The following is a 25,755-nucleotide window of genomic DNA, read 5'->3' as shown; positions in this document are numbered from 1 at the left end:
TTTTGGCAAAAACAATGGACTTATTTAATAACCTTTATAACTTCTCATGATAAAGAGATACGAAACTTTAGTGTAATATCACACTTTTCTTTCCTACTTTCAGCCACAGACTATCCCTAGATCATCGCCGATCTTATTTTTATGAATATAATGCATTGTCTTACCCTTTTACTTTTTCGTCTTTTTAGAGCATCTTTTTGCACCCCTCACTAAAAGTTCCAACGTACTCCTTATCTAAAAACCTGTTTTAAAGAGATATTTTAAGATCTATTGGGCACCACCATCTTTGACATTTATGAAGGTATGAGCCTTCACTATGATTATATTGTGCGGCATTATATCATATTGCAGCCGCTCTCACATTTAGAAGATGTATTTTCTTTTACAAACGGTATCATTAAGATAAATACCTTCTTTTGTAGCAGACAAACAGACTCTTTCGGATTCTGAAACAGGAAATTTGAAATGAAACAACATTCCTGTATTTAAACCTCTTATTGAGTCTAAAAAAATCAATGATCTTTTAAAATCAATATATTGGCTAATAAAATATAATATCAAGACACCTTAAATAATGATCCTCGTAGGCTTAACTCTATAGAAGGTGCTTCATTATACAGCCTACACGCCGCTATAAAACACCAATACTTCCATATAAAAACATAATACAAATGTAAAAAACAATAGCTCATCAATGATTGAATAAAGTTTTATCTCTACGCTATTCCTTGAGAAAAATCAGAGTATAAAGCACGTTAACAAACGCGATTTATGCAAAATCTACTTGTTTATCTTTGATATCGTCAACCAATAAACGCGGATCATGAGCAAGCCAAAGCGTAGCAATCCCCTCCTCACTGTTTTCATTTTGTATAGGAGTAAGACAAACCGTTTGTTCTAGAACAAGTCCCGCATTTTTAAGCCATTGTTCTATTTGTAAAGCCGAAAATCCAAAACGCATATGCACTTGATCAGAATATGAAGACTCAATTTCATGATAACCAAAATCCACAATCAATAAACGGCCATGAGGACGCAAAACACTTGATATCTCATGAAGGAATATTTCAGGATTTTCAAGAAAATGTAAAACCCAATGAAGAATAACTAAATCAAAAGTTGTATCTCCAACAGACAAGTGAAAAACATTGCTATCAAGCACAACTTGAACCGCATGCGTATAAAGATTAGAAAACAATTTTAAGATAGAGTCTCCACCTCTTCCAATATTCAACATCGTCTGAAATGGTTTATCGCCAATGATTTCAAGTAACGAGTTTTCTACACCATGATCTGCCATATAGGATGACCGTAATACATCCCGTTGCAACGCATTTTGTAAGAAATGCTTCTTCCTCGTTTTTTGACGCTGCTTTTTAACATCCTTCAAACGTTCTAAATCATGCGCTAACAACACATCATCCTTTGGCAAAGCCGAAAGAATACCTATCACAATGTCTTTACCCCAAAAATCATGACAAAGCTTAAAATAAAGGCTATCCCCCTTCTGATAACGCTCAATCAATCGTGCTTCGTACAATAAACGTAAATATCGTGATATACACGCTTGCGACTGATCAAGAATAAAAATAAAATCAGGAATTGTTAAATCTTCATGATGTAAGAGCCTAAGAACACGTAAATGGCTTACTTCTGCGACCGCTTTCAGCAGCACAATCATTGCATCTAAACTTGCACTTTTTTTCATAATTATCCCCTAAACATTCCTATAAACATTTGTTTGTAGGAAAAAAAGTCAAGCATACAACGCATATTCTCATCTATTTTGTTCTCTCTATTTTATCATACTATGAAAAAAATAGGCTAATGTAAAAAACAAGCAGATCTTATCTCCCTGCTTCTCGTTATAATGAGAATACATTGATTTATAATAATAATTCATTTTTAACTTGAATAAAAAACCGGAATACCGTAGATTTTTCTCATTTCAAATCTATTCATGATAAATCAATCCAAATCATTCTCTTACAGCTCATAAACGGAGGGGACAGATGGATAAAAATACCTTTTATGCCCACCTAAAAACAAGAACTGCATACTATTGAGAAAAAATAACATGATAATGCCAGCTTGCATTTTTATTAAGTAAAGATGATAATGCTCAATGACCAAGGCATTTGTAGAAGTAATACTATACGCTTCATCCCCTCCTTTTCATTGCAGTTTTACAAAAAATAACCCTATTTAGGTCATAATTTCATAAAGTGTCTCTTACTCTTTTCAATGAATAAAAACTCCCACAGAGTACACACACACTTTATTTATGAAATAACAAACGCAATAAAATACACTATTATTCTAACAAAGTTGCGATAAGATAAAAAATTCTAGCGTGTAAGAGGTTTATAATTTGCATGCTTAGGATTAAGAGATTCCGCCCCAAGACGACGAACTTTATCAGCCTCATATTCAGCAAAATTACCTTCAAACCATTCTACATGACCATCACCTTCAAAGGCTAAAATATGTGTTGCCAATCGATCAAGAAACATACGATCATGCGATATGATAACTGCACAACCAGCGAAATTTTCCAATGCATCTTCCAATGCACCCAATGTTTCAGTATCAAGATCATTTGTCGGTTCATCAAGAAGAAGCACATTCCCCCCCTCTTTTAGAAGTTTCGCCAAATGTACGCGATTGCGCTGCCCTCCTGATAAATTTGCCACCTTCTGCTGCTGATCTGCCCCCTTGAAATTAAAAGCCCCGCAATAAGCGCGGCTATTCATCTCATATTTGCCTAATTTAATAATGTCATTTCCACCAGAAATTTCCTCCCAAACAGTTTTATCCCCCACCAAGGAATCGCGACTCTGATCCACATAACTCATGTGAACTGTTTCACCGATACGTATCTGACCTGAATCGGGCTTTTCCTGTCCCGTCAACATTTTAAACAAGGTCGACTTTCCCATACCATTGGCCCCAATAACGCCGACAATGCCACCAGCAGGAAGTTTAAAAGAAAGAGAATCAATCAATACACGTTCACCATAAGCTTTAGAGAGATTATCAACCTCAATAACAACTTGTCCTAACCTTTCTCCAATAGGAATAATGATTTGCGCCTCTCCAGGACGGCGCTCACGTGCTGCTTGAACCAACTCATCATAAGCCTTAATCCGAGCTTTTGACTTTGCTTGTCGCCCTTTTGGACTAGAAGCGATCCATTCTTGCTCACGTGATAAAGCACGTTGACGCGCTGCCTCTTCACGGCCTTCCTGAGCCAAACGCTTGGCTTTAGCCCCCAAATAAGCAGAATAGTTCCCCTCATAAGGAATACCTCTACCGCGATCTAATTCTAAAATCCAACCCGTTACATTGTCGAGAAAATAACGATCATGGGTTATCAAAAGCACAGCCCCAGGATATTCACGTAGATGCCTCTCAAGCCAAGCCGTCGTTTCAGCATCTAAATGGTTTGTCGGTTCATCCAAAAGTAATAAATCAGGTTTTGACAAAAGCAATTTACAAAGTGCAACACGCCGCTTCTCACCACCCGAAAGTTTTGTTACATCCCCATCGGCTGGCGGACAGCCAAGAGCAGCCATAGCCATTTCCACTTGACTTTCTAAATCCCAAAGATTCTGACTGTCAATAATGTCCTGAAGCTGTGCGCTTTCATCAGCCGTTTCCTCGCTATAATTCATCATCAATTCGTTATAACGCTCAAGAATTTCCTGTTTATCTGCAACACCTTCCATCACATTACCACGCACATCTTTGCTCGCATCAAGCAAAGGTTCTTGTGGTAGATAACCACAGCGTGCTCCTTCAGAAATCCATGCTTCTCCCGTATATTCCTTATCTAGCCCAGCCATAATACGTAAAATAGTTGACTTCCCTGCACCATTCGGCCCTAAAATACCGATCTTCGCATCTGGATAAAAAGACAAATGAATATTTTCTAGAACTTTTTTATTGCCGTAAGACTTGTTAAGCCCAGCCATATGATAGATAAATTGACGTGCCATAAATTTCTCTTTATATTATGCGATATTAAAGATTAGGATTTTGAAAAAACTGCTTTTGCTTTTTGAAACTGTACAGTAAATAGCACTTACGTCGTATCAAAAGCTTTCGCTTTATATTGGTACATTTTTTCTAATCTCACAAGCCCCAGTATGGTCCTGAATGCAAAAAAACATCCCCCTAAAGAGCAAAAAGCAAATCTTTTTAGCTGTACCTGAAACCTGTTATCAAACATTGCCTCTCTTTTCCATACCAGATATAACATTGTATTTTTATCGTATTAAACCGACTTATCAATGTAATATGGTACCACAAAGAAAAGCAATTCTCTATGCGCCTTCTTTTCTCGCTTTATGGGCTTTATATTACGCAGTAAAAAATCCTTCTCTTTTTTCATCGATTTTTTGCTACGGAAAGCAATGGACTTCACCCCTTGCCTTGATATGGCTTAAATTACGTTTACAAAACGACCGCCGCCTTATGGGATCTGACGTCCCAAGCCCAATGATCATGAAAGCTTTGCATCAACACGTAGCAACAAATGAATACAGTGCCCTTCCCATTGGTACGTGGTTACAATTCGTAAAAAACTATAAAGCCAATTGTAAAAACTTATCCATCCCCCTCTTTTGGCTTGATAATTATAAAAATAATATCAATATCCAGCACATCATTTCAAAACTTCAAGACGACATATAGCTTTTTAAAAATACGATAAAAGCTCATCTCGTATAGGAATATATTTATGGAAAAAAAAGCCTTAATCGTCATTGATGTTCAAAATGACTTCTTACTAGGTGGAGCACTTGCCGTACCTCAAGGTGATGCTATTTTACCCGCCGTCAATAATCTCATAAATCATTTTGACCACGTTATCTTAACCCAAGACTGGCATCCCAAAAACCATTGCAGCTTTGCTTCCTGCTATCCTGAAAAAAAGCCCTATGATACAGTCATTCTTGACTATGGTCCTCAAATACTTTGGCCTGATCATTGCATACGAGGAACACAAGGAGCAGAATTCCATCCATCTCTTAGAGTAGAAAAGGCACAACTTATCCTTAGAAAAGGCTATAATCAAAAAATGGATAGCTATTCTGCTTTTCTTGAAAATGATCAAAAAACACCAACAGGTTTACAAGTTTATCTTAAAGAACATGGTTTTACTAAGCTCATTATGTGTGGCTTAGCAACTGATTTTTGTGTCGGATTTTCTGCTCTTCACGCTATGCAATGCGGTTTTAAAGTCAGTGTTTCATTAAATGCCTGTGCTGGTATTGATGTAAACGGATCACTAAACACTATGCTTAAAACAATGAACGAAGCCGGTATAGAACTTTTAATGGTCTCTTAAAAGATCCTTCTCTAATCTACCATTATAATAAACTGATTTATAAAGGATAAATCATTTTGCACATATTTAAGTAAGAGTCCAGAATATCGTAAATTCTCTCATTTCAAACCTGTTTCAAAACCATTCTCTTACACGTTACAAAGAGAATCCAATGTATGAATAGAAATCGTTCAAAAAAACATGCAAAAAGGCCTCTTATGAACCATTAATGCAAAAGTTTGTCATAGTATTGAAAGCTGGTAAAAAGTATAACATCAGCTTTCTATCTTATATTTAGGTCAAAAAGTATCCTAGAGATTGTACATTATTGGCTTCATGGATAGTATCATGCAATGAACTCAACTTTAAAAAAACGCAAATAAGCAATAAAATAGTATTTTATTTTGCATAAAAGACCTCTTTCTATTCAAAGATATGCGATAAACAAAAGTGTGAAAAAGAAAGAAATCTCCATTACTTAGATACAACATGTTTATCTAATTGACGATGCTTAAAACGAATCGAAGAATATAATGCCATTCCAATAATACAGACTCCCACAAGTCCTGTTAAAACTTCAGGAACCGATATAATCGTTTGCAGATACATAATCACTGCAAGAACTAGAATTGCATAAAAAGCACCATGCTCTAAATAACGATAATGCAATAATGTTCCTGATTCAACCAACATAATTGTCATAGAACGAACGTAAAATGCTCCGATACCAAGACCTATCGCAATAATAAAAAGGTTGTGTGAAAAGGCAAAAGCACCAACCACGCCATCGAAAGAAAAACTAGCATCAAGAACTTCTAAATAAAGAAACGCCCCTACTCCCCCGTGAGCTACTGTTGTTAAAGTCTTTTGAGGAGTATCCAAGAGATGACCGACAACTTCAACACCGATAAAGGTCAAAAGTCCATAAAGTGCTGCCAATAAAAAAGTTATTTTATTTTCTGCATCAATCTGAGCTGAAACAAATAAGATCAAAATCAAAACAATTGCAATATCAATTCCAACAAGTGCCCCAAACTTTTGAGCAGGTCTCTCTATAACATTAAGCCAATGTACTTCTTTTTCAGAATCAAAAAAATATTTTAAGCCAACCATCATAAGGAAAGTTCCTCCAAAAGCAGCAATCCCCATATGCGCATCGGTTAAAACTTCAGCATATCGATGTGGTTCCCATATCGCTAATTTGACTGCCGCAATTGGATTAATCCCAACAGCAACGACAACCACCAATAATGGAAAAACAATTCTCATCCCAAATACAGCTATCAAAATGCCCCATATAAGAAAACGACGACGCCACAATGGACTCATTCTACTAAGAACACGCGCATTGATAATAGAATTATCAAAAGATAAAGAAATTTCCAAAATTCCTAAAACAAAGCAAATAAAAAAATATTTAAGAAAACCAGTAATACTTTCCGTTTCAAACCAACCAATAACCCCTCCTAAAAAGACACCAATAATCGTGAAAAAAAAAGCAAACCCAAAATAGCGTAATAGGGCCATGATCATTCCTCAAAGTTTATTTTCTACTTCATCTAAGCACACCCAGTACCAATCCAAAGTTTGCATCTCTTTAAAGTTGCATCTATTAATGCAGAGGTGTATAGAATATATATGGTAAAGTTACATGAAAATTCTCTCAAAAAAAGCAAGAGACAAATGTAGCAACAAGGAATTTTGTTTTGAAGTGAATATCAATTGTCAATACAATAAGTGCAAGATTGCTTTCTATCTACACAAATAAAAAAAATAACAAGGAATTAAAGCTATAATATTGACATTATATCATAGAATATTAATACATAGTGTGCTTTTATTATTTAATGATTTATACCATGATGATTTACCGAGGGAGATAATTCGTGGCACGTCCTGAAACTGAATCAAAAACCATATTTGGAAAACGTTTACGTTATGTACGTCTTGCTTTAGGCGATCCATCACGTGAAACCTTAGCTAAAAGTTTTAGCATGACAAAAAATTCCATTGCTTTTTATGAGCGTGGAGAGAGAGAACCCAATCTTAGTGTCTTACAAACATACCGCACGTTATATGGTGTCAATATTAATTGGCTTTTAACTGGACAAGGAAAAATGTTTGACACCGAATATACAAAAGGTGATTTTGACTGGAATTATTTTATTAAAAAAATCGAGGGACTGGAAGAAACACTTGTCGATAGTGATCGTAACGAAAAACTAAATCAAGAAAAAATCGACAGTTCTTATGAAAAATTGCAGCAATATTTGTCAAGACAAGGTTTATCAAATGGTTTTAACCCTAAAACTACAACCTCTCTTATCGATATGAAAGCTAAAATGGCCAATTCTTATACCCTTAGCTTATTCATTGATTTACTCATTCGAAGCGTATCCCAAAAAGAGGTTATAGCTAATCAATAAACGTCTATTTCAAAAGAAAAAGCAAGAAATGATTAAACACCAGTATGGAAAAAAGTATTTTTTACTTTATCCATGCTGGTGAAGTTTTATATAATTTATAAACTTTATTTCTGTAACGACAGAAAAATATTTGCGTTGTAAATGAAAGTATAGTGTCTTTAAATTAAAAAAATAATTTTATAGTATAAAATTCTCATTCATATCTTATTGACAATAAATTTTTTCTTGTTAAAAGAATAATAGCTCTCATAGAAATTATTTTTTAAGGTCAGAAAATTTAAGGGGAATATATTGACGACTTCCTAGAGAGACATACATTAATGTTTACAAGCGGATTAGTTAAATATTTATCCTGAAAATTATCAGTTATTTTATGAGGTGGGAAGCATGTATTTTGAGGTGTTTCAAGGAGTTCACAATCAATGGTACTGGCGTTTAATCTCAGGAGATGCACAAAAAATTGCTTTTTCTAGTAAAGGTTATCCAACAAAACAAGATATCCTAATCAATATTGAGCAAATAAAAGAAATTACACATAAAGCTCTTATTAGAGAACTACAGTCCTAACATTCTTTACCATTAAAACAAGCGTTTATTTTGTGTAATGGTATGGTAGTTACTTTTGTGACAAATGAAAAGTGATTGATTTGCCCTCAATGAGAGGAAGTTTTTGTATTATTTCTGACACTCACAAAGAACATTCATATTCTTACAGATTATATGTTTATTTTCAATCATACTCAAATCTCTATAGCCTTTATCAAAAAGAAAATCTCTTAAGTTTTGTATTTTTCATAAAAAATAAACGCACATGAAGAGAAGATAAATCATCAATGAGAAATATATTTACTCTACAAGATATTAATATCTTTTACGTTCATATTCCTCTTCTGTATCTGATAATCATAACTGACTTACCCATTTCATCTTCATAAAAAGCAAATATCTCTTTCTTTCTATTATCATGCAATTTTTTATACCTATTAGCTGAAACTATCGTAGCATTTATACCTTACATCTAAAAAGAACGTGCAAAACTGTTTCCAGCAATAATATAAAATTGCTGGATTGTATAGACGCGCTTTTTAATAACTAGCCTACCTATAAACTGGTTTATCATCATAAACTCTTATTTTATGATCAACGACGCTCTGTCTTATAAACTTAAATGTTGTCATAAAATCAGAGTAAACTTGAATATTCTCTTCCAATACAATCTCTCCATCAGCACCATAATTGGCTTCATTAAAGTTTATCTCTCTCGTCATTCCAATCTTCCTAACACATTTCCAAACCCTTTAATGCAAAATATGAATACAATCACTCTTTATCATCTTCAGATTTAAGCATTTTTTTATATTTCTTTTCATTTTTTTCATATTGCTTAATTTGTTTTTTCAGTTTTTCAATTGCTTGGTCGCGTCTTTTAATCACCATACTTTGCTCTCTAATAGCCCTATCTCGTTCTTCAGTCATCTTCATAGTATCTCTTAAAAATTCATGCTTTATTCTTCTAGATTCCTCTTTTAAAATTTTCACTTGACTGCGATAATATAAAGAAAATCGAAATATAACCCCGCTGCACAACAAAACAACAATCATTGCTCCCAATAAAATTTCGTTTACACTCATTTGGATCTCCCTTAATTGTCGCTCAAGTGATCATCTTGACCAATTTGTTTCATCCTCAATCAAAAAAAGAATGCAATAAATCGCATGTTCCAAGTGTGAACAATCACTCTCGGCGTTCTTATTTTCTCCATTAAAGCTTTGATAAATGACGCAAACAAATCTCTGAAAGCGGCTAAATCTACACTCACACCAATTATTTGCGACACATTTATTGACACAAAATACAAAAAATAAGGAACGTCAAATAAAACTAACGACGCAATCCAATCATACAAGCCTTGCCCAAATCGTTCCTATCTTCCTTTTTACGCCATGTGGAATGCGGCTATATATGAAAGTTTTTCATTATTACAAAAATCTTCAGTGTCACAAAGCTCAGCATTTCTGTAAAATTTTGCCTTCCCACAAATCTTTACATCACCACAAACTAAAGCATCATTATAAACTCGAGCCTTTCTAAAATCACGAGTATCACCACAAAATTCAATACATTGAGCATTCAAAACTTGATCAAAAAAGACCGCATTAGCATAAACATATGCATCTCCACTCATATTCAAATAACGATAAAGTTCTTACTTTTCATAAACATGCGAACTCTTACGAACCACTAAACAACCATATGTTAATGCATTGTTATCAATAACAACATCATTATAAACACAGACTTCATTATAAACCGCAGCATCATAAAAACACATTCATCCCCATAAGGGCATTGATCGAATGTACAATTCTACCAAACAACCACCTTTGTGGATCAGATTACCTTCCTGTTTAATAAAATATCCAAGATCACTTTTTTGATATTTCCCATTTTTTTACGCATATATACGATATACCATCTGATAGTGATCTAATTTATTACAATAAAGAAGAAATCAGTATTCTTTGTCTATGCAATTTATATTTTTTCTACAGCCATTATCCTATCTCTTAAGGCTCTAAAGCTTCGTTATATTCACACACTACCCCAACATCAGAATTTTTTTTACAAATTCTGATGTTGGGGTATATCTTGATTTATAATGCTGCTACGTATACTATCATAGTGAAATCTCATAAACATACGAGTGTGTATCGCCCTTTCTGGTATACACATTTACTTTTTCACAACCGTGGAACTAAGCAACCATTTTTATTGATTCGAATCTGAAAGTGTATGGGGACATTTTGTTATTAGTTAAAAACAACTCTATATGCTTCCTTAGCGAAGAGCTACACATGGATATTTTCACGCTCCTTGTATCATATATTCTGGATTCGCAACGCAATATTAACGCTATAGCGTAAATATGTAAAGGTCTAAAAATGACAAAGACTGAAAAAGATTGGTTCCAACGCTTAGTTGAATTGATAAAAAGTGACGGACGAACAATGATTGAAATAAGCAGAGCTGCAGGCTGTGGACAAAATTACGTCCAACAAATGATAAATGGAGGCAAGAGACCTTCTGTAGATAAACTCATGGCTATTTTGAATACACTGGGAAATGCTAGTGCCATATATGTAATAACTGGTTTCAACATCTCCGATGAAGACTTAAAACTCATAACTTTGATTTCGTCTGGAGATAAAAAGAAGATTGAAGCCTTAAATGTTCTGTTGAATGAGCAGAATCTGTAGCATTTTCTACTTTATCCAATATCGCTTGCTTTTGAGACGTCGATAAAGACTCCCATTTCACAATAATATCAGATAAAGTTGTTTCAAATTTTTTATCATTCTTCATAGTCATACTCCATGTAGTCACACTATATAACGCTAAAGCGTTCAAAATATATCTCATACCTTAGAAAAAAATATTTGCAATAGGCAGTATGGAAGCAATTGTGTACAAACTTATTTTACAAAATCAGATGAAGTTCTATTAGTCATGTACCATAGTGAAACAGAAAGCATCACACGATCCAGACCTTCTTATGAAAATTGGTATAATCTATCAAAAACGCGAATAATGTTACGCAGATCTTGCGATTCGGACCAATAAAAACTAATGTGAAAATATCCCTGAAGACACTCCTGAACTCTATATAAGAGAACACGAAAAAGCTTTTTTGAAAAAAATACATCACAATTTATTCTACATAGCACCATCTATGTTTTTTTAACAATATTGCAAAGCGAGAATATAACAATGTTATAGGAATAAATTCTTATAAACAGAGCCACACTACCTAAAACTCTGTAACACATTTACAGGTAACCTCCCCTCTAAACCCACCTTGTAAATACTAATATAAGTCTCTATCATAAGCAAAAATGATACTATCAAAAAAATAAAACGAATCACCACGCACAATCTTTGTACGTAAATTTTATATAGATTTACAACAAGAGAGAAATTCCCTTATGCAAATGAAGAATTATATTTTAAAAGTATGACTTTGAAGAAGAAGTATACTTTTCCAAAAAACACCCTCCCTGCCAATAATTTTTCATAAGAGAAAAAACTCATAATAAAGATAAAACTCTCTATACGATCAATACGAGAAAAATGTTAGCAATACAAAAAAGTGCTAGGGTTACCGCAATATTGCCAATTCCTTATCAGAGTAAAATCAAAAAAGACATCTGCTCTTCAATAATAATTCGGATCACATGAAAACTCTATAATTTAAACATTAAGCAAAAAATACACAAAAACAGAAAATGGCATTTTAACAAATTTTCCAATATCATAGAAAACATTTCTTACAGAATAATAAAATGCTTATTACAATAGAATCTGGATGATGCAAAGCGATAGAAACAATCACTCAATTGACTTTTCAAAGAACAATTAATAAAATTCTTTTCAAAAAACACGCCACCGTCACTATGAACAATATTTCTCAAGATATTAAATAGAATTCCTTTCTTGGGAAAAAGAAAATATCAACGAATGTTATCATCGTTGCCCCATGATACATATGAATGCCCATAGATCACATTCTCTTATACACTAACCTTTCATCACAATGATGCTATTCGAACGTCTAAAAGACATTAACATCACTTAGAAAAAAGCAAATTTACACTAAATGTTTTTTGAGCCATTTGTTCTGAACAGGTACAATCTTTAAAATTGGTTTTATTGAGGTCTGTTTATTTGCAGAACAAGTATAAATAAACTTATCCAATGAAGCTTTTAGCCTTCTATTTTATGAAGAACACCATATAGAAAAAGTACAAAACAGTATATGAATTAAGAAAGTAAATAGCGCCCCATATCAGTTAATCCAAATGCTAAAAGGTTGCAAATGAGAGAACTTCTTTGATGAGACTAAGAAAACATACCATCATATTAAAGCGACTGAGAGAAAAAACTGCAACAAACAACGACCAAAAGCTTCTAAAACAAACAGGAAAATAAATAAAAAACGAAAAAGGTAGAATCTCAAAACTTTTATATAAGCGATCCATTTTTCTATTGTACATTTCCCTATTGGTGGGCCCGGAGGGACTCGAACCCCCAACCAAGCGGTTATGAGCCGCTGGCTCTAACCAATTGAGCTACAGGCCCTAAATAGGTTGCTTCTCTCTAAACTAAAATGCCCTATGATACAAGAGCTGACAAAGATTATAACCCATCTTTTTCTCTTTTCTATTGGTTTTTTTTTCAGTGCTCTAATTTCTTTACAAAAACTCTTAAAAATGAGAGAATAATTAACTGACAAATATAAAGGTATAGATATGATAGAAAAGAAAATTCAACCACTGAAGAGTTCTCTGGTTAAAACAGTTATATTAGCATTTACACTCTTAGCCACATCGTTGACTGTACGTGCTTATGCTGAAGAAAATAAAATGAAAAATGCAACGATTACAGTGACAGCAATCGGAGAAAGTCAAGCAGCACCGGATATGGCCATTATTAATTTAGCCGTTGTTACCTATGACAAAACTGCCCAAAAGGCATTAGCTTCCAATAATCAATCCATCAATGATATTATAAACGCTTTTAAAAACAATGGCATCCAAGCAAATGATTTGCAAACATCAGGCTTATCCATTTATCAGTCAACCTCTGATAAACACCACGAAAAAAAGAATAATGAAAAACTCTATCATGTTTCAAATTCTTTAACCGTGCGCATTCGTGATCTTACCAATGCTGGTAAAATCTTTGATCAAGCGATGACACTAGGTGTTAATTCAGTTAACGGCATTACTTTTACCAACGCAGATACAAAGCCATTTTATCAAGAAGCACGTAAAAAAGCCATTACTGAAGCCATTGAAAAAGCGCAAACGATAGCGCAAGCAGCCGATTTAAAATTAGGAAAAATTATTGAAATCAATGAAAAGGATGATTACTATCACCCAACACCACGTCTCATGAGTAGAGCAGCAGATGTAAGCTACGCAAATACAAATTTTGCAGGTGGTGAATTAAATTATAACGTGAGCGTCACTGTAGTCTTTGCGATCGATTAAGTCACAAACAAGTTGTATAAAAAATCATATTACTGGCCTTCACGTAGAAGACCAGTAATGTGATAAAGATAATCTTCCTCAGATAATAATTCGTCTTCGTAAATCTCTATTTGTCCGCGTGCAGAAATATGCGCTGTATGTACCGTCTGACAATCCCCTGATACCAATGGATGCCACCAATGAAGATCTTTTCCCTCATAAATTAATCTATAAGCACAACTTTCTGGAAGCCAACGCGCTGTTTTAACTGTCGTAATATCTAGCGATATACAATCTGGTACAATTGATTTACGATGAGCATAATCTCGACACCTGCAGGTTTCCCCATCTAAAAGACGACAAGCAATACTGGTTGCATAAAGATCACCCGTATCATCGTCCTCAACTTTATGGAGACAACAACGGCCACAGCCATCACAAAGGCTCTCCCACTCAGAAATGGAAATCTCTTCTAATTTTTTTACTTTCCAAAAGGGAAGTTCTCCACTCATAAACTCAGACACACCTTTTTTAATTAAGACGATCTATAAAAAATGAAACGTTTAATTTCTATAATTTTATCTATTTCTGTCTCTTAAAAAGATTCAACTCAATGTATACTTTAAACCATGTTCTTAAAAGCTATCTGAATAAAAAGAGAATATTCAAAAATAGCGCATATAAATGAACATAACCTATTGAAACATCTCTTTGTAAACTTAACGAAGAATAAAATGCGTCACCTAAAATGATAGAAAAATTCCGCAAAGAACATACATTTTTCATCAAAAAGTCCGTATGTTGCAATATAAGTTTATTCCTAACAGATCTCATTTCTTAAAAACGAGCCGCGCTATACGCAAGGTAATGTTTTTATCGTTCATTTCTTGAAAGCTCCCCTACTCTCTACTCCATAACCACCCTTTGCCCTATATCTATTCTTCTGAGACAGAGAAGTATAAAGCCCCAAAGCTAAGAAAAACATTAAACATCGAAAACTTTCTAGATTGTTCAAATTCTTCCTATGTTTTTCTCAAGAAAGCATCCAAGTACAACGTGACGCACCACCCCCTTCATTAAGAAGAAGGAGGAAGTTATTAAAATGCACACGAATTCCTTTATTTAAGAATCGAGAAAACTGCGCAATTTTCGTGAACGGCTAGGATGTTTTAATTTACGAAGTGCCTTTGCTTCAATCTGACGAATACGCTCTCTTGTAACTGAGAACTGCTGTCCCACTTCTTCCAATGTGTGATCGGTATTCATCCCTATTCCAAAACGCATCCGCAAAACACGTTCTTCTCGTGGTGTTAATGAAGCAAGAACGCGTGTTGTCGTATCTCGCAGATTAGCTTGGATAGCTGCATCAATTGGTAATAACGCATTCCTATCCTCAATAAAATCACCCAAATGGGAATCATCTTCATCACCAACAGGCGTTTCGAGAGAAATAGGTTCTTTTGCAATTTTAAGAACTTTTCGTACTTTTTCTAACGGCATAGAAAGCTTGCTAGATAATTCTTCTGGTGTTGGTTCTCGTCCAATTTCATGGAGAATCTGACGCGATGTACGAACGATTTTATTAATTGTTTCAATCATATGAACAGGAATACGAATTGTACGTGCCTGATCAGCAATTGAACGTGTAATAGCTTGACGAATCCACCATGTTGCATAAGTTGAAAATTTGTAGCCGCGCCGATATTCAAACTTATCCACAGCCTTCATCAAACCGATATTGCCCTCTTGAATAAGATCAAGAAACTGCAAACCACGATTGGTGTATTTTTTTGCAATTGAAATGACAAGACGCAAATTAGATTCTACCATCTCTTTTTTCGCAATTGTTGATTCGCGTTCACCTTTCTGCACCTGCATAACAATCCGACGAAATTCACCAATCGAAATAGCCGTTTCTTGCGCAAGATTTTGTATTTCACTTCGCAGTTTTTGGATTTCTTTTGCTTCACGCACCGAAAACTCTTTCCAACCAGGTGTAGGCAAAGCAGAAATATAATTCATCCAATCCGCGTCCAATTCACGCCCTTGGTATTCTTTTAAAAAGTCCTCATGGCCAATGCCATAGCTATTGGCAATCCGTTTCAGCTTACCTTCATTATGAATCAATCTCTTATTAATGTCATAAAGCTGTTCAACCAAAGCTTCGATACGATTTTGGTTTAAAGAAAGGGATTTTACTGCTTGAATCAACTCACCCTTTAATTGAATATATTTCTTCTTCTGAGAAGATGTAAGAGCCCCCTCTTTACGCTCTGCCAAACTGCTTTCAACATGCTGATCTTGTAATTTTCGTAATTTCACATAGGTTTGAGCAATAAAATCCAATGTTTCCATAACTTGAGGACAAAGTTCATTTTCCATTGCAGCAAGCGATAAGTTAACATCGTCCTCGTCCTCTTCATCATCGTCTTCAATGTTTCTCTCTCCTGCGCTCTCCCCCATATTACGTATACCAGAAGACATTTTTTCTTCTACGGTCTTATCAACTTCACTTCGCTCAATAACAGGAGCCTGCTTTGCTTCTGGACCAGCATAAGTCGTTTCAAGATCAATAATTTCACGAAGAAGAATACGCTGCTCTTTTAACTCGTCACGCCAGATAATAAGAGCCTGAAAAGTCAAAGGACTCTCACAAAGTCCCGCAATCATTGTCTCACGCCCTGCTTCAATACGCTTAGCAATGGCAATTTCGCCTTCCCGCGAAAGAAGCTCAACAGCTCCCATCTCACGCAAATACATACGCACCGGATCATCCGTACGATCTGTTACTTCGCGTTTATTCGTTGTCGTTGCAATTGCATGGCTAGAGGCTTCTACTAAATCACCCCCCTCTACCGTAACTTCTTCTTCATAATTTTCAGACTCAACTTCATCCTCATCATCCACAACATTAACCCCCATCTCAGAGAACATCGCCAAGATATCTTCAATTTGTTCGGATGTAACCTCGTCAGAAGGAAGAACAGCATTGAGCTCATCCATTGTTACGTAACCATTTTTTTTGGCAAGTTTAATCATTTTCTTGATGGCATCATCAGAAAAATCAAGAAGAGGACTATCCAAACTCGCTTGGTTTGTTACTTCTGCATTATCTTTCTGTTTAACCTTTGTTGCCATACCATAACTCCACTCGATCACTTCACAGTTTCCATGTAACCATAGTTTCCATGTGACCAGTTTTTTTGTTCTCACTAAAATCTACCAATAGTTACCCATATATACTGCCTGTTAAGAGATTACCATTGGAAAGAATACATTTTGTATACGCCCTGACATCCAGACAAACTTGACATCCAGACAAAAACGCGGGAAAACTCCAGAAGTTTCCCCGACACCTCTCAGCCCTTCTGAGATAATCTCTGCACCCTATCGTAAGAACCAATTTCCCGCTTTTCCTAAAATTTACCCGCTTTTCCTAAAATTTAATTGTCATCTTTATAAAAATGTCACTCCACATAAACTTCCTCATCTAAAATTTAAGTGACTGATTCGCATTAAAAAAGCGAATCATTTTATCGTATCTTGTGTATTCCCGTCTATTTTTTCATCCAACCAACTTCCAAATCCTTCAATTAACGCTTCTGTTGCCTGCATCTGCTCCAGCTCATTTTTTACCTCACGAAGCAGATCAAAAACCTCACTCTTAGGATTTTCTACAAGTTGCTCTTCAATATCCTGTAACCTCTTATGTAGGTGGTGTTCTTGAAGATGCAAGTAGACAGCTTGTTTTAATATAGCACGCGCATCTTCTATAGGGGCTCCACCAGGAATAATACGCATACCAATATTTTGCACAAGATGTTTCATACGCTCTAACAGAGCCTTTTGCCCTCTTTTTTCTAAGAACGCAACCATCGTCTCTTTATCATGAAGCTGTTGGTCCCCAAGAATTTCCAACATAGCTTGATGAAAAATTATCAATTGAGTATTTTTTAATTCTAACTCAGAAAGAATTTCAAAATTTTCATACCACAACTCAGGATAGTAAGCTAAAGTAAGTAAAATCACTGCTTCACGCAAAGGGATAGATTGCGAAGAATTTCGTACTATTTCAGAATTTGCTAACAGAGAAAAGGTTTGATCTTTAAAGGTCCTATTTGGTGAAGATTGACCATATCGCCCTTCCTCCCTTTTTTTCGAAAAAGAGGGACGAAAAAAATCAAAAAGGCGTTTTTTTACATCTTGCAAATAATAACGACGGACATCTTCATCCTTAATCGTAAAAATTTGTTGTTTTAGTTGTTTTTCTAGCGCTGCTCGTGCCTCTGGAATTTCAAAATGCTTTCCATAGGTAGCACGCCACCATAAAAGCTCACTCAAAGGAATAGCTTTTTGCAAAAAAGAAGAAAAAAGCTGTGCTCCACCAGCACAAACAATTTCATCAGGATCTTTCCCTTGTGGCAACAAAACAAAGCGTACACAAACCCCAGCCTTTAAAAGAGGCAACACACGATCAGCAACACGAAAAGCAGCTTTTAAACCAGCATCATCACCATCAAAACACAAAATAGGTTCCTTCCCCATCTGCCATAAAAGCTCAATTTGCGCTTCCGTTAATGCTGTCCCTAAGGGTGCTACAACTCCTTCAAAACCAGCTTTAGTCAATGCAATGACATCCATATACCCCTCAACAACAAGGAGTGAATGAATTTTTTCATCGCCAACAAAGCGACTATTTTTGCGAGCTGCTGCCGCGTTATAAAGTATATTTCCTTTATGAAACAGCACTGTTTCAGGGCTATTGAGATATTTTGCTCGTGTCTCTTTCTCTAATGCACGCCCTCCGAAAGCCACCACACGTCCACGCAAATCTTCTATAGGAAACATAATGCGATTTCTAAATCGGTCATAAGAATCCGCGCTCTCCTCATGCACTGAGAGAAGCCCACATTCTTCCATTTGCTTTATTGAAATGCCCCGTGCACTCAAAGCTTCTTTCAAAGCTGTACGCCTTACCGGTGCAAAACCAATGCGGAAACGCTCTACAAGCTCTGGTGTAACACCACGTGCATCCAGATAACGACGTGCTTGCGTACCTTCTTTATCGCGTAAATTATATTGAAAAAAATCTGTAGCAATTTTCATCACATCATAAAGGTCAGCTTTTTCCAGTTGACGTTTATGACTTTGTGAATCCAAAATAGGGAGTTTTATTCCCGCAAAATCAGCCAAACGCTCTACACTTTCTGAAAAGTGCAATCCATCAAGCTCACACAAAAAGGTAAAAATATCTCCACTTACACCACAACCAAAACAATAATAGCGCCCTTTATGATCATCACAATGAAAACTTGGCGTTTTTTCACCATGAAATGGACAACAACACCAAAAGTCTCCCCGTGAAGGCTTACTTTTTCGAGGATCAAAATCCACCCGTTGCCCAATCACTGTTGAAATTGGGAGTCTCGTACGCAATTCATTAAGGAAATCGGGCGGAAAACGCATTATCTCTCACAGAGTTTGAAAATTCTTTTTTGCATATTTAACGACTTTAGAGCATAATTCCAATACTTCCTCTTAAGCAGTTGTAAAATTTTAAACCCTCAACTGCATATGTTTTTAGAAATGGAGAATAAAAAGTGATCGAATTTATTGCTCAATATCCGTGGTTAGAGGCTATTTCTTGGCTTGTTATTCTTACTATAGCTGCCCTTTTAGTGAACTTTCTAGGACGAAAATTACTTATTCACGGAGCAAAAAAACTCTCTTCTTTTCTCCCCAAAAATACAACGATCGATATTAATAATGCTATTCAATACATAGCGGATATCATTTCAGCTTTTATTCTTTCAATTGGTGTTAATTTTATCTCAACATTGCCCGATGCATTTAGCACTGTCATCAGTAATGTTGCCAACGCCTTCATTATCTTCTTTGTCGTCCTGACAATTTCTTCCTGTCTCAATGTCATTAACATCCTTTACGAACAACGACCAACAGCACGACTAAAACCAATAAAAGGTTATATTCAAATTGCTAAAATTGCACTTTTTGCTGTTGCAACAATTTTAATGGTCGCTACATTGATTGACCGTTCCCCTCTTATTCTCTTCTCCGGTCTTGGTGCAATGGCCGCGGTTCTCATGTTAATTTTTCAAGATACGCTTCTTTCTCTCGTTGCCGGTATTCAAATTTCATCTACTGATATGGTTCGCGTTGGTGATTGGATTGAAATCCCCAATCTCGGTGCCGATGGTGATGTTATTGAAATTGCCTTGCATACTGTTAAAGTTCAAAATTTCGACAACACCATCACCTCAGTTCCTATCCGTAAACTTGTGACCGACCCTTTTAAAAATTGGCGTGGAATGCAAGAATCGGGTGGCAGACGCATCAAACGCTCTCTTTTTATTGATCAATCAAGTATCCATTTTCTCACAAAAGAAGAACAAAAATATCTTTCCCGATTTAATTTATTAGAAAATTATTTCACACAAAAAGTAGCAGAAATTGATCAATGGAATGCTCAATTAGATAAAAATCATGATGTCTTAGCCAATACGCGCCGTTTAACCAACATTGGAACTTTTCGTGCTTATGTTTTTGCTTATCTACAACAGCATCTAAACATCAACCCTAATATGACCTATATGGCACGACAATTACCTCCTACAGAAAATGGTTTACCCTTAGAAATCTATTGCTTTACGAACACCACCGTTTGGATCGACTATGAACAAATTCAAGGCGATATCTTTGATCACCTTTATTCCATTCTGCCCTGTTTCGGTCTAAAGGTTTTTCAAAATCCAAGCGGTTATGATTTTAATCAAGTATTAAAAGCAAAAGTGAAATAAAAACAATAAACTTCAATTTATTAATTTGAGGCAACCACATTCACAACAACAAAGAAAGAATAAAGTATCATGAATGGTTCATTGGTACTCCTTCATCTTGCCGGCGCTATTTCTTTACTTCTCTGGGCCACACGCATGGTGCGCACAGGAGTTGAACGCGCCTATGGTGACAGACTTAAATATAAAATGTGCCACGTCGTTTCAAAACCATTGTTTGCCGTAAGTTTTGGACTTTTTACAGCAATGATTTTACAAAGCTCTACAGCAATAACACTCCTCGTTGGCTCTTTCGTTGAATCTGGTTTTGTCTCTGGAGTAGCAGGACTTATGGCTGTACGTGGAGGAGAATTAGGATCAGCAATCGTTGTAAAAATTCTCACCTATGACCTCACTCTTGTTGTACCCTTGTGTCTTTTAATTGGCACTTGTATCTTCATGACAACAGAAAAACGTGAATGGCGTCAAATAGGACGTATTGTCATCGGTATTGGTCTTTTGATTTTATCTTTAGAGATGATAAGTACCGCGACAGAACCTTTACGTGAAAGCGAAATTTTACCTAGCATCATTCGTTATCTTTCAACCGATCCTATTTCCACTTTTTTGTTGGCTGCTGGCTTAACCTACCTCTTACATTCATCCATTGCAGGAATCATTTTGCTGGTCAATTTTGCCAACTACGATCTTATCCATACGCAACTCTGTGTTGTCATGGTTCTTGGTGTCAACTTTGGCTCTTCTCTTATAGCACCACTTTTAACGCGCAACGCCTCTCCTAATACCCGCCTCGTTCCCTTAGGAAATTTACTCATGCGTGGGGCAGGGTCAATCCTTATACTTATCTTATTTCTCTCCTTTCACCCTCCCATCACATGGCTTGGCAATAACGCCCCTACTCAAGTGATCAACGCCCATATCATTTTTAATGTTTTCATTCTCCTTGCTGGAATACCACTTTCAAAATGGGTTTTAAAATTAACCACTCAGATCGTGAATATAAGTGCAAAAAAAATGCAAGCCGACAAAACGCTCAATTTATCCGATCAAACAGCTCTTGATGACAGTGTTCTTGATCGCCCAACTCTCGCCCTCTCGAATGTCATGCGTGAAGTCATTCATATTTGTGATCTTGTAGACATCATGCTAGAAAAAATTATGGGACTTTATGAAAAGCCTGATCCCAATATTATTCGTGAACTCAACCAACTCAACACCATATTGGACAAAAAACATATCGCCATCAAACTTTATCTTGCACGATTAGCGGGACAAAAATTATCTGACGAAGAAGCTCTTCAAACGCAAGAACTTCTAGGTGCCTGTATAAAATTAGACCAAGCAGGCGATATCATTATTCATAATATGTTGATGCTGGTTAAAAAGAAACAACAAAAAGGTTTACAGTTCAGCAGCGAGGGCTGGAGTGACCTCCTTCGTTTCCACGCCATTGTACTAGCCAACGCGCATATAGCATTTAACGTTCTCGTCTCACGTGATACACACACTGCACACCTATTGGTACAAAAAAAAGATCAACTACGAAACTTAGAAAAAGAGATGAGTTTAAAACATTTTAAACGTCTGCGTGAAGGGGATCTCAAAAATGTAGAATCATCCAGTCTTCATCTCGACACTGTGCGCGACCTCAAACAAATCAACTCTCTTTTGACCTCAATGATCTACCCCATTTTAGAAGAACAGGGACTTCTTCAAAGTTCTCGTCTACGCAACCCTGCTGAAGAACAAGCAGAAAAAACTTAAACTTTTCAAATAACTTGAATAAAACACACATCACATCGATTATTCAATTTTGAATATGGTCAAGATATTGATTTAGTCAAAATATCTTATTATTCGACAATTTAAATGAGCTTTCTTCATCGTAAGTTTCTTTCATTTAAAATCTATTCATGATGAATTGCTCAAAGTCATTTGCTTGCACATTACAAACAAAGCAGCATGTAGAATAGAACTCTTGAAGAAAGACGTAAAAATGCCTAACCATCTCAAAGCCAAAACTGTTAAACACATAAAGAATAGGTCAAGAGTATGATAGTTCCAACCTAAACCCGCCTTGTAAAAAGGGAACCGCTTCACAGTAGCAGCAAAACAGAAATACTCTATAAGGAATACAAAACCCCACAAAAATGCAACATTTATATCAAGATTGGTAGAGGTTCAACCTATACAGCCATGCTATAACGTGTCAACAAAACAGTTTTCATTTCAAACATCATTGATATCAATTGGCAAGCTCCAAACTTTTAAATATCCATTTTACTTATTACTTTAATCACAATTTTTTTTAATTTAAGAGAGAGCTTAAAAAGCTTATAAATACAATTTATGAGTTCTTAAAACATTTTCACTAATATTTTCTTCTTTTATTCATATTTATCAATTAATTAATTTGTTTATAAATTAAAATGTATTATATAATTTATACTTATTAAGTATTATATATAATATAAATGTGAATATTATTTTAATATAAAGGAAAGTAATAAGTAAAATCTCTAACAGAAATATCCTTTCCACTGGGTAAAAAAGGAATAAACCTTGATTTTTACAAAGTTTACTCTAGTTACAATTTAAATTCAGGCAAAGGAGGGTATCATGGAAAATGCAAACATAGGTTGGATTGCAGCTATTATTATCGGCGGGATTGCAGGTTGGGCTGCACAGTATATTATGAAAAGCCAAACAGGAATATTGTTAAATATTATCTTAGGGATTATTGGCGCTGCGCTAGCAAGCTTTCTTTTTAGTCTTTTAGGTGTAAGTTTTGCTGGTTGGCTTGGCTATCTTATTTCAGGTTTTATAGGAGCCTGTATTCTTATATGGATAGGACAAAAAATTCGATCATAGAGTATTTATTTTTTACACCTTTTGGGATTCAATACAAAACTAGGAAACAACGAGCAGAGTTTAAAATATTCCCCTGTAACTTGTTGTTACCAATTTTGATATGATGGTGAGATGCTTAAGCTGCGATTTTAGGCATACACCATCACCGTATTATAAAACCAAATGCAGTAAAGAACTTTATAACGCACCATTTCATACCTATATAAACTTACGCATATCAGGAGAGATATGTTGCGTTACTTTAATAAAATACGAATTATTTTTGTACCACGTGCGCAAATCCAGCTTATCTCACTGTAATAACAACCCATAAGGTTACAAAAATCACTAACGATGATTAAAAATTCTACCGTATAATGCTTAACACCTATACACTCTATCAACAACACCCTTTTTACCAAGAAAACTCGAAGAGCTTTTTTGCATCTTAAGAAATAAAGAGAGACAGCAAGAATAAAATGATAAATATTTTTTCTAATCTATGAAAGAAAATAGTATCTAAAATAAATATAAAAATTAAATTATAATGTGTTTTTTTAAATTTATTTTTAATAATAAAAATATATAAGTAAAAATTAATAATATTAATGCAAATTTATTATAAAATTAATACACATTATGTGATGTAATATTTCAAAATTTTAATAATATAATATATTTTAGATTTTGCAAAAAATATATGCATTACTATAAACTTATTTATTATAAAGAATACGATCTCCTTTACATCTCAATTCAAAAGATTTGAATATCTCTTCTCTTTCTAAAGTATAAAATAAAGTTTTGTTCCTCTTAAAATTTCCTCTTTATATCATCTTGCATAGATGAATTTTTAGCTCTTCTTTATATGCGTTACAAACGAATTTTAAAGCACGAAACATTTTTCCCATTGCTCTCATGCGATAAAGAAATTTCCGTAATGCATTGTGAAAGCGCTTTGAACAAAACATAATACTTTATTTTGCTTTTTTAAATGAAAAAATCCTATAATATATACTTCCTGCATATCTTCTTTTAAAAACCTTTGCTTTCGATTTTCCCTTTGATATCTTCCTGTTAAAATCTTGCTGCTTTTATACTCCTTGTATTACAATAGAGCTATCTATTTAACCCAACATAACATATGGAATAAGACTTTAGCTGTGGAGTAAAGCGATGTCTGATCTTGAAGATTCCATCTTACCACCTCTAAAGTGGTTTTCTGATCAAAATCCTCCAATACCAGAAAATGTTCGCGATTGGCTCATGGAATCGGGCTCAATGACGCTTCGATTAAAGAAATATTGTACCTGCCTCCAAGTTCAACCACAACGTGAATGTTTTATTACGCGAGATAAATTAACAGAAGAAGCAGAGCATCTCCCCGAAAATGCGCGTTATTGGCTACGCGAAGTCATATTAATGGGAGATAATAAACCTTGGCTCCTTGGACGCACTGTAATTCCACAAGAAACCCTCCTACACAATCAAGCCTTGATGCATTTGGGAACTGTACCTCTAGGACATTATTTATTTAACAATGACAAATTAACCCGCGATTACATTCATATTGGTCAACAAGGTGCGCTATGGGCACGCCGTTCCCGTTTGCGGTTAACGGGTAAGCCATTGTTGCTAACTGAACTATTTTTAACAGATTCACCACTGTATCCCCACAAATAGAGGTTACTCATTTTATTCTGCATAACTTATAGATTTCATATAGCTTATAAGGGATTTAATCAGAGAAAAGAATTTCAAAATCATCTCAAGAACACATTACAAACAAAGACTTCTTTTCAAAAGATCTTTTTATTTCATAAACTCAGCTTAAAAATGTCTCCCCTAGAAAAAACGTTTTAAAGTTCTGATTTTCTTATCATTAAAACCAGCACTTGAATTAAAAAGATACACACCATATTGATAAAACCATCTACGTTTAAATTTTTTGCTGAATAATCACTACTCTAAATATGGTAACTCTTTATCAAACAAATGCTTTGAAACAGCAAAAAAGACAATAATACACTCCCCAAAATTGGAAATCTGTATCAATTAGCTTAATCATTCTGTTTTAAAATTTTTAACAGTGCTGACAATAAATCTTTTTAAAAAAGTAAAAACTCTATAATCTTTTTGTTTTTTAATGGTCTAACAGCTTTGAAGAACAGAAAAATATAATACATAAAAGATATTTCATTGCTCTATGAGAGCCCAAAAAGTTTAGTTGATATCAAAAAGTTATTTTTTTGATAATAGTATGTATGTACAAGATAAATGACATTTATCAACATCCTACTGATTT

The 25,755-nt window shown here is 34.9% G+C and carries 21 protein-coding genes and 1 tRNA gene; 10 read left to right on the top strand and 12 right to left on the bottom strand.

Annotated features, from left to right (window positions below; all coding sequences use genetic code 11):
• Positions 1–769: 769 nt before the first annotated feature.
• Positions 770–1,708 carry an ArsR/SmtB family transcription factor gene (locus ACFINH_RS05280; RefSeq protein WP_375632324.1) on the bottom strand — a complete coding sequence of 313 codons (939 nt, stop codon included), beginning with the start codon at positions 1,706–1,708 and terminating at the stop codon, positions 770–772.
• Between the two features lie 640 nt (positions 1,709–2,348).
• Positions 2,349–3,998: an energy-dependent translational throttle protein EttA gene (gene ettA / locus ACFINH_RS05275; protein ID WP_375613359.1), complete on the bottom strand. Its 1,650-nt coding sequence runs from the start codon at positions 3,996–3,998 to the stop codon at positions 2,349–2,351.
• 160 nt (positions 3,999–4,158) lie between these two features.
• Here ettA and ACFINH_RS05270 point away from each other — a divergent pair, with 160 nt between their 5' ends.
• Together ACFINH_RS05270 and pncA are read left to right on the top strand one after the other, a co-directional pair.
• Positions 4,159–4,695 (top strand): hypothetical protein, encoded by a 537-nt coding sequence (locus tag ACFINH_RS05270; protein WP_375613358.1) that lies wholly within the window; start codon positions 4,159–4,161, stop codon positions 4,693–4,695.
• Between the two features lie 46 nt (positions 4,696–4,741).
• Positions 4,742–5,350 (top strand): bifunctional nicotinamidase/pyrazinamidase, encoded by a 609-nt coding sequence (gene pncA, locus ACFINH_RS05265; protein ID WP_273790795.1) that lies wholly within the window; start codon positions 4,742–4,744, stop codon positions 5,348–5,350.
• A 453-nt stretch (positions 5,351–5,803) separates the two neighbouring features.
• Here the strand turns inward: pncA and ACFINH_RS05260 are convergent, their stop codons facing one another.
• Positions 5,804–6,856, bottom strand: coding sequence for a DUF475 domain-containing protein (locus tag ACFINH_RS05260; RefSeq protein ID WP_375613357.1), 1,053 nt, complete (start codon positions 6,854–6,856; stop codon positions 5,804–5,806).
• 359 nt (positions 6,857–7,215) lie between these two features.
• On the opposite strand from ACFINH_RS05260, the gene ACFINH_RS05255 reads away from it, so the two are divergent.
• Positions 7,216–7,755: a helix-turn-helix domain-containing protein gene (locus tag ACFINH_RS05255; protein ID WP_375632323.1), complete on the top strand. Its 540-nt coding sequence runs from the start codon at positions 7,216–7,218 to the stop codon at positions 7,753–7,755.
• A gap of 387 nt (positions 7,756–8,142) precedes the next feature.
• Complete coding sequence (locus ACFINH_RS05250; protein ID WP_142416545.1) at positions 8,143–8,322, top strand: DUF1508 domain-containing protein; 180 nt, start codon at positions 8,143–8,145, stop codon at positions 8,320–8,322.
• 530 nt (positions 8,323–8,852) lie between these two features.
• Here ACFINH_RS05250 and ACFINH_RS05245 read toward each other — a convergent pair.
• The 4 genes from ACFINH_RS05245 to ACFINH_RS05230 form a co-directional block, all read right to left on the bottom strand.
• On the bottom strand, positions 8,853–9,023 hold the full coding sequence (locus ACFINH_RS05245) for a hypothetical protein (protein WP_375621377.1): 171 nt from the start codon (positions 9,021–9,023) through the stop codon (positions 8,853–8,855).
• A gap of 52 nt (positions 9,024–9,075) precedes the next feature.
• Positions 9,076–9,387, bottom strand: a complete 312-nt coding sequence (locus ACFINH_RS05240; protein WP_375611977.1) for a hypothetical protein — start codon at positions 9,385–9,387, stop codon at positions 9,076–9,078.
• Between the two features lie 305 nt (positions 9,388–9,692).
• Positions 9,693–9,941 (bottom strand): hypothetical protein, encoded by a 249-nt coding sequence (locus ACFINH_RS05235; RefSeq protein WP_375632322.1) that lies wholly within the window; start codon positions 9,939–9,941, stop codon positions 9,693–9,695.
• A gap of 21 nt (positions 9,942–9,962) precedes the next feature.
• Positions 9,963–10,088, bottom strand: coding sequence for a hypothetical protein (locus ACFINH_RS05230; RefSeq protein WP_375611975.1), 126 nt, complete (start codon positions 10,086–10,088; stop codon positions 9,963–9,965).
• Positions 10,089–10,698: 610 nt separating this feature from the next.
• On the opposite strand from ACFINH_RS05230, the gene ACFINH_RS05225 reads away from it, so the two are divergent.
• Positions 10,699–11,013, top strand: coding sequence for a helix-turn-helix domain-containing protein (locus tag ACFINH_RS05225; RefSeq protein ID WP_007347852.1), 315 nt, complete (start codon positions 10,699–10,701; stop codon positions 11,011–11,013).
• On the opposite strand, the gene ACFINH_RS05220 is transcribed toward ACFINH_RS05225, so the two are convergent.
• Together ACFINH_RS05220 and ACFINH_RS05215 are read right to left on the bottom strand one after the other, a co-directional pair.
• Positions 10,937–11,119 (bottom strand): hypothetical protein, encoded by a 183-nt coding sequence (locus tag ACFINH_RS05220; protein ID WP_375611974.1) that lies wholly within the window; start codon positions 11,117–11,119, stop codon positions 10,937–10,939. The two genes, ACFINH_RS05225 and ACFINH_RS05220, sit on opposite strands and share 77 nt — an antisense overlap.
• A 1,696-nt stretch (positions 11,120–12,815) precedes the next feature.
• Positions 12,816–12,892, bottom strand: a tRNA-Ile gene (locus ACFINH_RS05215).
• A gap of 170 nt (positions 12,893–13,062) precedes the next feature.
• On the opposite strand from ACFINH_RS05215, the gene ACFINH_RS05210 reads away from it, so the two are divergent.
• The gene (locus ACFINH_RS05210) at positions 13,063–13,806 is read left to right on the top strand and encodes an SIMPL domain-containing protein (protein ID WP_375613351.1); all 744 of its coding nucleotides are present in this window, start codon (positions 13,063–13,065) and stop codon (positions 13,804–13,806) included.
• A gap of 29 nt (positions 13,807–13,835) precedes the next feature.
• On the opposite strand, the gene ACFINH_RS05205 is transcribed toward ACFINH_RS05210, so the two are convergent.
• The 3 genes from ACFINH_RS05205 to dnaG form a co-directional block, all read right to left on the bottom strand.
• Entirely contained in the window at positions 13,836–14,297 is a 462-nt protein-coding gene (locus tag ACFINH_RS05205; protein ID WP_375613350.1) for a YcgN family cysteine cluster protein, read from the bottom strand.
• A gap of 610 nt (positions 14,298–14,907) precedes the next feature.
• A complete protein-coding gene (rpoD, locus tag ACFINH_RS05200; RefSeq protein WP_375613401.1) occupies positions 14,908–16,923 on the bottom strand; it encodes an RNA polymerase sigma factor RpoD in 2,016 nt (671 codons plus the stop codon).
• Positions 16,924–17,313: 390 nt separating this feature from the next.
• Positions 17,314–19,251: a DNA primase gene (gene dnaG / locus ACFINH_RS05195; protein WP_375632321.1), complete on the bottom strand. Its 1,938-nt coding sequence runs from the start codon at positions 19,249–19,251 to the stop codon at positions 17,314–17,316.
• 134 nt (positions 19,252–19,385) lie between these two features.
• On the opposite strand from dnaG, the gene ACFINH_RS05190 reads away from it, so the two are divergent.
• The 4 genes from ACFINH_RS05190 to ubiC all read left to right on the top strand — a co-directional run bounded on the left by ACFINH_RS05190 (position 19,386) and on the right by ubiC (position 25,133).
• Positions 19,386–20,603, top strand: coding sequence for a mechanosensitive ion channel family protein (locus tag ACFINH_RS05190; RefSeq protein WP_375632320.1), 1,218 nt, complete (start codon positions 19,386–19,388; stop codon positions 20,601–20,603).
• A gap of 69 nt (positions 20,604–20,672) precedes the next feature.
• A complete protein-coding gene (locus tag ACFINH_RS05185; RefSeq protein WP_375611968.1) occupies positions 20,673–22,364 on the top strand; it encodes a Na/Pi cotransporter family protein in 1,692 nt (563 codons plus the stop codon).
• Between the two features lie 855 nt (positions 22,365–23,219).
• Positions 23,220–23,471, top strand: coding sequence for a GlsB/YeaQ/YmgE family stress response membrane protein (locus ACFINH_RS05180; RefSeq protein WP_375611967.1), 252 nt, complete (start codon positions 23,220–23,222; stop codon positions 23,469–23,471).
• A gap of 1,155 nt (positions 23,472–24,626) precedes the next feature.
• Positions 24,627–25,133 carry a chorismate lyase gene (gene ubiC, locus ACFINH_RS05175; protein WP_375611966.1) on the top strand — a complete coding sequence of 169 codons (507 nt, stop codon included), beginning with the start codon at positions 24,627–24,629 and terminating at the stop codon, positions 25,131–25,133.
• Positions 25,134–25,755: the final 622 nt, after the last annotated feature.

The organism is Bartonella sp. AA74HLJMH, from assembly GCF_042197045.1.
In the GTDB taxonomy this organism is placed as follows: domain Bacteria; phylum Pseudomonadota; class Alphaproteobacteria; order Rhizobiales; family Rhizobiaceae; genus Bartonella.
This window is presented reverse-complemented; position numbering and strand designations above follow the sequence as displayed.

What these genes read in the sequence shown, in the direction of transcription:
- ACFINH_RS05280 (WP_375632324.1), bottom strand. Translation starts at nt 1,708, where the DNA reads ATGAAAAAAAGTGCAAGTTTAGATGCAATGATTGTGCTGCTGAAAGCG.
- ettA (WP_375613359.1), bottom strand. Translation starts at nt 3,998, where the DNA reads ATGGCACGTCAATTTATCTATCATATGGCTGGGCTTAACAAGTCTTAC.
- ACFINH_RS05270 (WP_375613358.1), top strand. Translation starts at nt 4,159, where the DNA reads ATGCAAAAAAACATCCCCCTAAAGAGCAAAAAGCAAATCTTTTTAGCT.
- pncA (WP_273790795.1), top strand. Translation starts at nt 4,742, where the DNA reads ATGGAAAAAAAAGCCTTAATCGTCATTGATGTTCAAAATGACTTCTTA.
- ACFINH_RS05260 (WP_375613357.1), bottom strand. Translation starts at nt 6,856, where the DNA reads ATGGCCCTATTACGCTATTTTGGGTTTGCTTTTTTTTTCACGATTATT.
- ACFINH_RS05250 (WP_142416545.1), top strand. Translation starts at nt 8,143, where the DNA reads ATGTATTTTGAGGTGTTTCAAGGAGTTCACAATCAATGGTACTGGCGT.
- ACFINH_RS05245 (WP_375621377.1), bottom strand. Translation starts at nt 9,023, where the DNA reads ATGACGAGAGAGATAAACTTTAATGAAGCCAATTATGGTGCTGATGGA.
- ACFINH_RS05240 (WP_375611977.1), bottom strand. Translation starts at nt 9,387, where the DNA reads ATGAGTGTAAACGAAATTTTATTGGGAGCAATGATTGTTGTTTTGTTG.
- ACFINH_RS05235 (WP_375632322.1), bottom strand. Translation starts at nt 9,941, where the DNA reads ATGAGTGGAGATGCATATGTTTATGCTAATGCGGTCTTTTTTGATCAA.
- ACFINH_RS05230 (WP_375611975.1), bottom strand. Translation starts at nt 10,088, where the DNA reads ATGTGTTTTTATGATGCTGCGGTTTATAATGAAGTCTGTGTTTATAAT.
- ACFINH_RS05225 (WP_007347852.1), top strand. Translation starts at nt 10,699, where the DNA reads ATGACAAAGACTGAAAAAGATTGGTTCCAACGCTTAGTTGAATTGATA.
- ACFINH_RS05220 (WP_375611974.1), bottom strand. Translation starts at nt 11,119, where the DNA reads ATGAAGAATGATAAAAAATTTGAAACAACTTTATCTGATATTATTGTG.
- ACFINH_RS05210 (WP_375613351.1), top strand. Translation starts at nt 13,063, where the DNA reads ATGATAGAAAAGAAAATTCAACCACTGAAGAGTTCTCTGGTTAAAACA.
- ACFINH_RS05205 (WP_375613350.1), bottom strand. Translation starts at nt 14,297, where the DNA reads ATGAGTGGAGAACTTCCCTTTTGGAAAGTAAAAAAATTAGAAGAGATT.
- rpoD (WP_375613401.1), bottom strand. Translation starts at nt 16,923, where the DNA reads ATGGCAACAAAGGTTAAACAGAAAGATAATGCAGAAGTAACAAACCAA.
- dnaG (WP_375632321.1), bottom strand. Translation starts at nt 19,251, where the DNA reads ATGCGTTTTCCGCCCGATTTCCTTAATGAATTGCGTACGAGACTCCCA.
- ACFINH_RS05185 (WP_375611968.1), top strand. Translation starts at nt 20,673, where the DNA reads ATGAATGGTTCATTGGTACTCCTTCATCTTGCCGGCGCTATTTCTTTA.
- ACFINH_RS05180 (WP_375611967.1), top strand. Translation starts at nt 23,220, where the DNA reads ATGGAAAATGCAAACATAGGTTGGATTGCAGCTATTATTATCGGCGGG.
- ubiC (WP_375611966.1), top strand. Translation starts at nt 24,627, where the DNA reads ATGTCTGATCTTGAAGATTCCATCTTACCACCTCTAAAGTGGTTTTCT.